Below are 9,311 nucleotides of genomic sequence, written 5' to 3' on the forward strand. Positions count from 1 at the left end.
ATGTGGGGCCGCGAGCGGGATCGTGATCCCGGCAGCCGCGGCGTTCGGTCAGTGCCGCGACGGAGGAGAATCCCATGGCCAAGGCAGTAGGCATCGACCTCGGCACCACCAACTCGGTCATCGCGGTCTGGGAGGGCGGTGAGCCCACCGTGATCCCGAATGCCGAGGGAGCCAGGACCACCCCGTCGGTGGTCGCCTTCTCCGACACCGGCGAGCGCCTGGTCGGACAGCTGGCACGCCGCCAGTCGATCCTCAACCCCAAGGGCACCATCACCTCCGCGAAGCGGTTCATCGGACGTCGCTTCGACGAGGTCCCCGAGGAGGCCAAGGCGGTCTCCTTCGACGTGGTCGAGGGACCCGGTGGGGTGGCCCGCTTCGAGGTGCACGGCAAGCAGTACGCGCCGGAGGAGATCAGCGCGCAGGTGCTGCGCAAGCTGGCCGAGGACGCGGGGAGGTCACTCGGCGAGCGGGTGACGGAGGCTGTCATCACCGTGCCCGCCTACTTCAACGACGCTCAGCGACAGGCCACGAAGGACGCGGGAAAGATCGCCGGTCTGGAAGTTCTGCGGATCATCAACGAGCCGACCGCCGCGGCCCTGGCCTACGGTCTGGACAAGAAGGGCCATGAGACAGTCCTGGTCTTCGACCTCGGCGGTGGCACCTTCGATGTCAGCATCCTCGACGTCGGCGACGGTGTGGTGGAGGTTCGGTCCACGGCCGGCGACTCCCACCTGGGCGGCGACGACTTCGACCGCCGGCTGGTGGACCATCTGGCGGATGCGTTCCAGAAGACCGAGGGCATCGATCTGCGCAAGGACCCGCAGGCCCTGCAGCGCCTGTTCGAGGCGGCCGAGAAGGCGAAGACCGAACTGAGTTCGGTCACCCAGACCCAGGTGAGTCTGCCGTTCGTCACGGCGGACGCCTCCGGGCCCAAACACCTCACCGAGACCCTCCGCCGCTCCACCTTCGAACAGATCACTGCGGATCTGGTGGAGCGCTGCCTGGCCCCGGTCAAGCAGGCGATGGGCGACGCGAAGATCAGTGACAACGACATCGACGAGGTCATCCTGGTCGGCGGCTCGACGCGTATGCCGGCCGTGCAGGCTCTGGTACGGCGCCTGACCGGCGGCAAGGACCCCAACATGAGCGTCAATCCGGACGAGGTGGTGGCGCTGGGCGCCGCCGTTCAGGCCGGGGTGCTCAAGGGCGAGGTCAAGGACGTCCTCCTGCTGGACGTCACTCCGCTCTCGCTGGGCGTGGAGACCGCGGGCGGTGTCATGACGAAGATCATCGAGCGGAACACCACCATTCCCGCCCGGCGGTCCGAGGTCTTCTCCACGGCCGAGGACAACCAGCCGGCCGTCGACATCGTGGTGCTGCAGGGGGAACGCGAACTGGCCGCAGACAACAGGGTGCTGGGCCGCTTCAGGCTGGAGAGCCTCAGGCCCGCCCCCCGCGGGCAGACCCAGATCGAAGTCACCTTCGACATCGACGCCAACGGCATCCTCAAGGTCAGCGCCAAGGACAAGGACACCGGCGCCGAACAGTCGATCACGATCAGCGAGGGATCCAACCTCGACCGGGCCGAGGTCGATCGGATGATCGAGGAGGCCGAGCGCAACCGCACCGCCGACCAGGCGCTGCGCCAGGCCATCGACGCCCGTAACGAACTCGACGCCGCCGCGTACCAGGTGGAGCGTCGACTGGAAGAACTCGGGGACGCCGCGCCACAGCACGAGCGCGCCCGCGCCGAAATGGTCATCGAGGAGGCGCGTACCGCCGTCAAGGAGGAGGCGCCCGTGGACCGCGCCCGCGCCGTCGGCTCCGAACTCCAGCAGATCTACGCCGCACTGGCCACCCACTCCGCCGCGGCGGCGCAGACCGCGGACCAGGGCGCAACGTCCGCCTCGGGCCGGCCGTCCGGTGGCGACGACGACGTCATCGACGCCGAGTTCGACCGGGGCTGAGGTGACGTCATGTCGGAACCTGACCAGGCACCTGCCGCCGAGGACGCAGCTCGGACGGACCATCCGCAGGAAGAGGCACCCGCACCGCAGGGCCCGTCTGCCCTCGAGGCCGAGGAGTTGGAGGACCGGTGGCGGCGAGCCCTCGCCGATCTGGACAACCTCCGCAAGCGGTATGCCCGCGACCGCCCCCGGGAGCAGGAGGCGGAACGAGCCAGGGCCACGGCCGCCTGGCTCCCGGTCGTCGACAACCTCGAACTCGCCCTCGCCCACGCCGACGCGGACCCCGAGACGATCGTCCGCGGCGTGCAGGCGGTACGCGATCAGGCCCTGGACGTCCTGAGGAGCCTCGGCTATCCGCGCCACGACGAGACCGGTGTCCCCTTCGATCCCGTGCTGCACGAGGTGGTCTCCGTGGTCGAGGACCCGGACGCCGCCCCGGGCACCGTCGTCCGGGTGCTGCGCCCCGGCTACGGCGACCCCGACCGCCAACTGCGACCGGCGGCGGTAGCGGTCAGCCGAAAGCAGGAGTAGGCCGCCATGGCACGCGACTACTACGAGGTGCTGGGCGTCCCCCGGACCGCCGACGCGGCCGAGATCCAGCAGGCATTCCGCACCCTGGCCCGCCGTCACCACCCGGATGTCAACAAGGATCCGGCCGCCGAGGAGCGCTTCAAGGAGATCAACGAGGCGTACGGAGTCCTCTCCGACCCCGATACCAGGGCCAGGTACGACCGGTTCGGCGCCGACTTCCGGCAGATCCCGGAGGACTACGACGAGAGGGTCGCGGCGACGCAGGGCTTCCGCGGGGCCGGAGCGTACCGCGGCGGCCCCTTCCAGGGGGGCCGGGACGCGGGCCGCGGAGGCGCCAGGGTCTGGACGGAAGGGGACTTCGACACCGCCGGCTTCGACTTCGAGGACCTCTTCGGGGGTGTGTTCGGCGGCCGGGCGGGCCGCGGACCGGCCCCGGCACCCGGCGCCGACCAGGAGGCCGAGCTCACCCTCACCGTGGAAGAGGCCTACCGCGGTGGCCGGCGGAAGATCACCCTGGGCGGCCCCGGCGGGGAGCGCAGCTACGACGTGAACATCCCCGCGGGTGTCGTCGACGGGCAGCGCATCCGGCTCGCGGGGGAGGGCGGCCGGGGCCGCGGCCAAGGCGCCGCGGGGGATCTCTACCTCCTGGTCCGTATCGCCCCCCACCCCCGGTACCGGCTCTCCGGCCGCGACATCCACGTCGATCTGCCGGTCACACCCTGGGAGGCCGTCCTGGGGGCGACCGTGCCGGTCTCCGGCCCCGGCGGCACCGCCAAGGTCCACGTCCCCCCGGGGACCTCCACCGGCCGGCGGCTGCGGCTGCGAGGGGAGGGGATGCCGCACCCCAAGGGCGCGGCCGGTGACCTCTACGCCGAGATCCAGGTGATGGTGCCCTCGTCGCCGAGCCCGCGCGAACGCGAGCTGTTCGGGGAACTGGCCGGGGCCTCGACCTTCGACCCGAGGAAGCAGGCATGAGTGACGATCAGCGTTCTCCCGGCGAAGACGCCGCACACGGCCGTGCCGTCGCGCAGTATCCCCTGGTCCGGATCTGCCGGAGCACCCCCTACGAGCTGTCCCTGTCCGGTGTCGCCCGACGCAGCGGCCTCTCGCCCGACATGGTCCGCCGTTTCGTAGCCCTCGGGCTGCTGGACGCCGAGCGGGACGCCCACGGGCGACTGTGGTTCCGTACCACCGCTCCGTCGGCCGTCGCCCGCGTGCAGCGACTGCGGGCCGGTTTGTCGCTCAACTACGCGGCCGTCGGGGTCGTGCTGGACCTGCTCGACCGTATCGATCATCTGGAGAGAGCGCTGAGGCGCAGCCAACGAGCCGGCGAGGAGCGAACGCAATGGACATGAACCGCCTCACGCAGAAGTCCCAGGAAGCGCTGCAGGAAGCGCAGAGCGTGGCGGTGCGGCTCGGCCAGAACGAGGTCGACGGGGAGCATCTGCTTCTGGCGTTGCTCGATCAGCAGGACGGCCTGACGACCCGGCTGCTCGCCGGCGCCGGCGCCGACCCGGCCGCGCTGCGGGGCGCCGTCGAAGCCGATCTCGCCAAGCGCCCACGCACCACCGGACCGGGCGCCGCCCCCGGCCATGTGATGGTCACCCAGCGCCTCGCCCGACTGCTCGACACGGCGGAGCAGGAGGCCAAACGCCTCAAGGACGAATACGTTTCGACCGAGCACCTGGTTCTGGCCCTGGTGGACGAGGGCTCGGCCACCGCCGCCGGTCGGCGGCTCGCCGAACAGGGCGTCACCAAGGACACCTTCCTCGGGGCTCTCACCCAGGTGCGTGGCCACCAGAGGGTTACCTCCGCCAACCCGGAAGCCGCCTACGAGGCTCTGGAGAAATACGGCCGCGACTTGGTGGTGGAGGCCCGCACCGGTCGGCTCGACCCGGTGATCGGCCGGGACGCAGAGATCCGGCGGGTGATTCAGATCCTCAGCCGCAAGACCAAGAACAACCCCGTTCTGATCGGCGAACCCGGCGTCGGCAAGACCGCCATCGTCGAGGGTCTGGCCCAGCGGATCGTGCGCGGTGACGTACCGGAGGGGCTGCGGGACAAGACGGTGTTCTCGCTCGACATGGGCTCACTGGTGGCCGGAGCCAAGTACCGCGGCGAGTTCGAGGAACGCCTCAAGGCCGTTCTGGCGGAGGTCAAGGGTGCCGAAGGCTCGATCCTGCTCTTCGTCGACGAACTGCACACCGTCGTCGGTGCCGGCGCCGCCGAGGGCGCCATGGACGCGGGCAACATGCTCAAGCCGATGCTGGCCCGCGGCGAGCTGCACATGATCGGCGCGACCACACTGGAGGAGTACCGCAAGCACGTCGAGTCCGATGCCGCCCTGGAACGCCGTTTCCAGACCGTCCTCGTGGACGAGCCGACCGTCGAGGACGCGATCTCCATCCTGCGTGGGCTCCGCGAGCGCCTGGAGATCTTCCACGGCGTCAAGATCCAGGACGGCGCGCTGGTCGCCGCCGCCACCCTCAGCCACCGCTACATCAGCGACCGCTTCCTCCCCGACAAGGCCATCGACCTGGTCGACGAGGCGTGCGCGCGGCTGCGCACCGAGATCGACTCCATGCCGGCCGAACTGGACGAACTCACCCGTCGGGTGACCCGGCTGGAGATCGAGGAGGCCGCCCTGGCCGAGGAGACCGACCCGGCAAGCCGTGCCCGCCTGGACGACCTGCGCCGGGAACTGGCCGACCTGCGGAGCGAGGCGGACGCCAAACATGCCCAGTGGGAGGCCGAACGCCAGGCCATCCGCCGCGTCCAGGAACTGCGTCAGGAACTGGAACGCGCCCGGCAGGAGGCCGAGGAGGCCGAACGCGCCTACGACCTGAACCGCGCCGCCCAGCTGCGCTACGGCACCATCAGCGAGCTCGAACGCCGCCTTGCCGCCGAAGAGGAGCAACTCGCCGTCAAACAGGGCGAGACACGGCTACTGCGCGAGGTGGTCACCGCCGAAGAGATCGCCGAGATCGTCTCCGCCTGGACCGGCATCCCCGTCACTCGGCTCCAGGAGGGCGAACGGCAGAAACTGCTGCGCCTGGACGAGATCCTGCGCGAGCGGGTCATCGGCCAGGACGAGGCCGTACAACTGGTCGCCGACGCCGTGATCCGGGCTCGTTCCGGAGTGCGCGACCCGCGCCGGCCCATCGGATCGTTCATCTTCCTGGGCCCCACGGGCGTCGGAAAGACCGAGCTGGCCAAGACTCTCGCCGCCGCACTCTTCGACAGCGAGAGCAACATGATCCGCCTCGACATGAGCGAGTACCAGGAGAGGCACACCGTGAGCCGCCTCGTCGGCGCACCTCCTGGATACGTCGGTTACGAGGAGGGCGGCCAGCTCACCGAGGCAGTGCGCCGCAAGCCGTACTCCGTCGTCCTCTTCGACGAGATCGAGAAGGCCCACACCGACGTCTTCAACACGCTGCTCCAGGTCCTGGACGACGGCAGGATCACCGATGCCCAGGGGCGAACCGTCGACTTCCGCAACACAGTCGTCATCATGACCTCGAACCTCGGATCCCCGTACCTGCTCGAGGACGCCACCGACGCCGGCGAGATCAAGCCCGAGGTACGGGAACTCGTGATGGGCGAGCTCAACAGCCACTTCCGCCCCGAATTCCTCAACCGTATCGACGACATCGTCCTGTTCCACCCGCTCGGCCTGGCACAGATCGAACGCATCGTCGACCTGCTCCTCGACGAGCTGCGCCGCCGCCTCGCCGACCAGCGCATCTCCCTCGTCCTCACCGAACCGGCCCGCCGCCTCATCGCCGCCGAAGGCTACGATCCGGTCTACGGCGCCCGTCCGCTGCGCCGCTTCATCTCCCACGAGGTCGAGACCAGGATCGGCCGCGCGCTGCTCAGCGGCGAGGCGACCGAGGGCGTGACGATCCTGGTCGACTCCCAGGACGACGAACTGACCTTCACTCTCCAGGACGAGCCGCAGGAGTCGTCATGAGCGCCTCCCCGGTCGGTCACACCGTCCGCTGCGGCACCTGCGGCAGGACCAACCGTGTGCCCGCCGCCGCACAGGGCCGCCCCCGGTGCGGCAACTGCCGAGCTCCGCTGCCCTGGATCGCCGAAGCGGGGGACTCCGATTTCGGCACCGTCGCCGAGCAGGCCGGTCTGCCGGTCCTCGTCGATTTCTGGGCCACCTGGTGCGGCCCCTGCCGAATGGTCAGCCCCGCTCTGGAGAAGGTCGCCGACGACCTGGCCGGCCGGATCAAACTCGTGAAGGTCGACATCGACAAGTCACCGGCGCTCGCCCATCGCTTCGAGGTCCAGGCCGTCCCCACCCTGCTGGTTCTCGACCGGGGCCGGACCATCGCCCGCCAGGCCGGTGCGGCGTCGGCCCCGGTGCTGCGCCAGTGGGTGGAGCAGGCACTGACGGACAGTGCCCAGCCCGCCTGACCGACCCTGGAGGTCGCGATGACCATCCCGCCCGACCCGCACCTCTCGCTGGTCCGACCCGTCACCGCCAGGTCTCCGCAGGGGTGCGAGGAATGCCTGCGCCTCGGTTCCGTCCAGGTCCGTCTCCGGCTCTGTCTCACCTGTGGTCATGTCGGATGCTGCGACTCGTCCCCGATGCGCCATGCCCGCGGACATGCCGACACGGCCGGACATCCCATTGCGCGGTCCTTCGAGCCCGGTGAGGACTGGCGCTGGTGTTTCGTCCACGAAGCCATGGTCTGAGCTCTCCCGCTCTCACCCGCCCCGAGGGAAGTGCACTGTGACCGCTGAAACGCCCACGCCGCATGACGCGTACCCGCAATTGACGGGCGACCAGATCCAGGTGCTGAGCGCCTGTGGACAGTGGTGGCCGACCGTCGAAGGCGAACTGCTTTATCAGGCGGGCAGACCCAGTCAGGAATTCTTCGTCGTCCTCAGCGGCACGGTGGCCGTGGTGGACGACCATGGCGGTCACGAGAGGACCTACCAGCTCCATGGTCCGGGGAGTTTCCTCGGCGAGCTCGGCCTGCGCGAGGGTCAGGCCGCCTTCCTCAGCGCCGTGGTCCGTGCCCCCGGTGAGGTCCTGGTCGTCGGTTCGGCCGAACTGCGCGACCTGCTCGTCCGCGAACCCGCGCTCGGCGACCTCATCCTGCGCGCCTACTTCCTGCGTCGGACCCTGCTGGCCGGGATGGCCACCGGTTTCAGGATCATCGGCTCCGCGTTCTCCCCGGACACCCGGAGGCTGCTCGAGTTCGCCGCCCGTAACCGGCTCCCGCATCGTTGGATCGATCTGGAGAAGGACACCGAGGCCGAGACGCTGCTGCGCCGTGTGGGAGTGACACCCGAGGAGACCCCCGTGGTCGTCTGGCACGACGACCGGGTGCTGCGCAACCCCACCGACGCCGAGCTGGCACGGGTGATAGGCCTGCGCTCCGACACCCCCACAGAAGCCGTCTGCGATCTGCTGGTGGTCGGCGCGGGACCCGCGGGGCTGGCCGCGGCCGTGTACGGGGCCTCCGAAGGACTGGCCACGGTCGTCCTGGAAGCCGTGGCCACCGGTGGTCAGGCCGGAACCTCCTCCCGGATCGAGAACTACCTCGGATTCCCCGCCGGAATCTCCGGAACCGAACTCGCCGAACGCGCCGCCCTCCAGGCCGACCGGTTCGGCGCCCGGATCACCGTCCCCGCCGAAGCCGCGCGCCTGGAACAGCGGGACGGGTCCCACGTCGTGACGCTCACCGACGGTGCCACGATCTCCGCCCACACCGTCGTGGTGGCGACCGGCGCCCGGTACCGGCGCCTGCCCGCGCCCGGCGTCGAACGGCTCGAAGGAGCCGGGGTCCACTATGCCGCCACCCTCTGGGAGGCGAGAAACTGCCGCATGGACCCCGTGGCCGTCGTCGGCGGCGGCAACCCCGCCGGCCAGGCCGCGCTGTTCCTGGCACGTCATTCGCCCGCGGTGCATCTGCTCGTACGTGGCAGCGACCTCACCCAGAGCATGTCCCGCTACCTGATCGACCGGATAGAACGGCACCCCCGGATCGATGTGCTCGTGAACACCGAGGTTCGGCAAGTCACCGGCAGCGACCGGGTCGAGTCCGTTCTCGTCCAGGACAACAGAACCGGCGAACGGCAGGTGCTGGCGGCGCGCGCCCTGTTCGTCTTCATCGGCGCACACCCCGCCACATCCTGGCTCGATGCGGCTGTCGGCCTCGACCCGCAGGGCTTCATCCGCACGGGCCAGGACGTGGTCGACGTTCCCGCGAACCTCTGGCGCCACCTTGCCCGTGCCCCGCTCGCCCTGGAGACCTGCCTCCCGGGACTCTTTGCCGTCGGCGACGTCCGCAGCGGTTCGGTCAAGCGGGTGGCCTCCGCGGCGGGGGAGGGCGCGATGGCCGTCCGCCTGGTGCACGAGCACCTTCGGGGGGTGGGATCTCCGGGCATACGTCGACACGTGACGAGGGTCGCGATGACCCGAGGGTGAACAACGTGGCAACGCACGTCCGACATGTCACTCCGACAGGACGAAGTGGTCGCCAGCCGGGGGGCCCACGCCGGCGGTGGCCAGGAGTCCCCAGGGGCTGTCGGAAGTCCCGCCTGCCCCGCGACGCCCGGCACGCACGCTCGCTGCGTTGTCGGGGTCGTCCGAGTACGTCCAGTACGAGGACGACCCTCCGCCTTGCGGTCGCACGCACCGGACGCCGCCGGGCCCACCCTTCGGGCGGACGGCGGCACTTCCGACACACGCCCTAGGTGTACTGACCCGTGAGGTTGGGGACGCGGCTGGCGGGTGGTTGACCCTTGAGCGCGGTGTGTCCGCGGTGGTGATTGTAGGTGTGCAGCCAGGCC

8 protein-coding genes are annotated in these 9,311 nt (G+C 70.1%); all 8 read left to right on the top strand.

Features of this window, described 5'->3' with window-relative positions; translation table 11 throughout:
• Nucleotides 1–74 precede the first annotated feature (74 nt).
• From dnaK to ACFU6I_RS38445, 8 genes are read left to right on the top strand one after another with little or no spacing between them, the layout of a single operon-like run.
• Entirely contained in the window at nucleotides 75–1,967 is a 1,893-nt protein-coding gene (dnaK, locus tag ACFU6I_RS38410; RefSeq protein WP_384375965.1) for a molecular chaperone DnaK, read from the top strand.
• A gap of 9 nt (nucleotides 1,968–1,976) precedes the next feature.
• On the top strand, nucleotides 1,977–2,498 hold the full coding sequence (locus ACFU6I_RS38415) for a nucleotide exchange factor GrpE (RefSeq protein WP_384375968.1): 522 nt from the start codon (nucleotides 1,977–1,979) through the stop codon (nucleotides 2,496–2,498).
• A 6-nt stretch (nucleotides 2,499–2,504) separates the two neighbouring features.
• Nucleotides 2,505–3,473, top strand: coding sequence for a DnaJ C-terminal domain-containing protein (locus ACFU6I_RS38420; protein ID WP_384375971.1), 969 nt, complete (start codon nucleotides 2,505–2,507; stop codon nucleotides 3,471–3,473).
• Nucleotides 3,470–3,853 carry a chaperone modulator CbpM gene (locus ACFU6I_RS38425; protein ID WP_384375974.1) on the top strand — a complete coding sequence of 128 codons (384 nt, stop codon included), beginning with the start codon at nucleotides 3,470–3,472 and terminating at the stop codon, nucleotides 3,851–3,853. Before ACFU6I_RS38420 ends, ACFU6I_RS38425 begins: the two co-directional genes overlap by 4 nt.
• Nucleotides 3,844–6,471: an ATP-dependent chaperone ClpB gene (gene clpB, locus ACFU6I_RS38430; protein WP_384375978.1), complete on the top strand. Its 2,628-nt coding sequence runs from the start codon at nucleotides 3,844–3,846 to the stop codon at nucleotides 6,469–6,471. Before ACFU6I_RS38425 ends, clpB begins: the two co-directional genes overlap by 10 nt.
• A complete protein-coding gene (trxA, locus tag ACFU6I_RS38435; protein ID WP_384375981.1) occupies nucleotides 6,468–6,923 on the top strand; it encodes a thioredoxin in 456 nt (151 codons plus the stop codon). The genes clpB and trxA overlap by 4 nt, the downstream gene beginning before the upstream one ends.
• An 18-nt stretch (nucleotides 6,924–6,941) precedes the next feature.
• Nucleotides 6,942–7,205 carry a UBP-type zinc finger domain-containing protein gene (locus ACFU6I_RS38440; protein ID WP_384375984.1) on the top strand — a complete coding sequence of 88 codons (264 nt, stop codon included), beginning with the start codon at nucleotides 6,942–6,944 and terminating at the stop codon, nucleotides 7,203–7,205.
• Between the two features lie 37 nt (nucleotides 7,206–7,242).
• Nucleotides 7,243–8,946 (top strand): FAD-dependent oxidoreductase, encoded by a 1,704-nt coding sequence (locus ACFU6I_RS38445; RefSeq protein WP_384375987.1) that lies wholly within the window; start codon nucleotides 7,243–7,245, stop codon nucleotides 8,944–8,946.
• Nucleotides 8,947–9,311 lie beyond the last annotated feature (365 nt).

The organism is Streptomyces sp. NPDC057486, assembly GCF_042802415.1.
Lineage (GTDB): Bacteria > Actinomycetota > Actinomycetes > Streptomycetales > Streptomycetaceae > Streptomyces > Streptomyces yanii.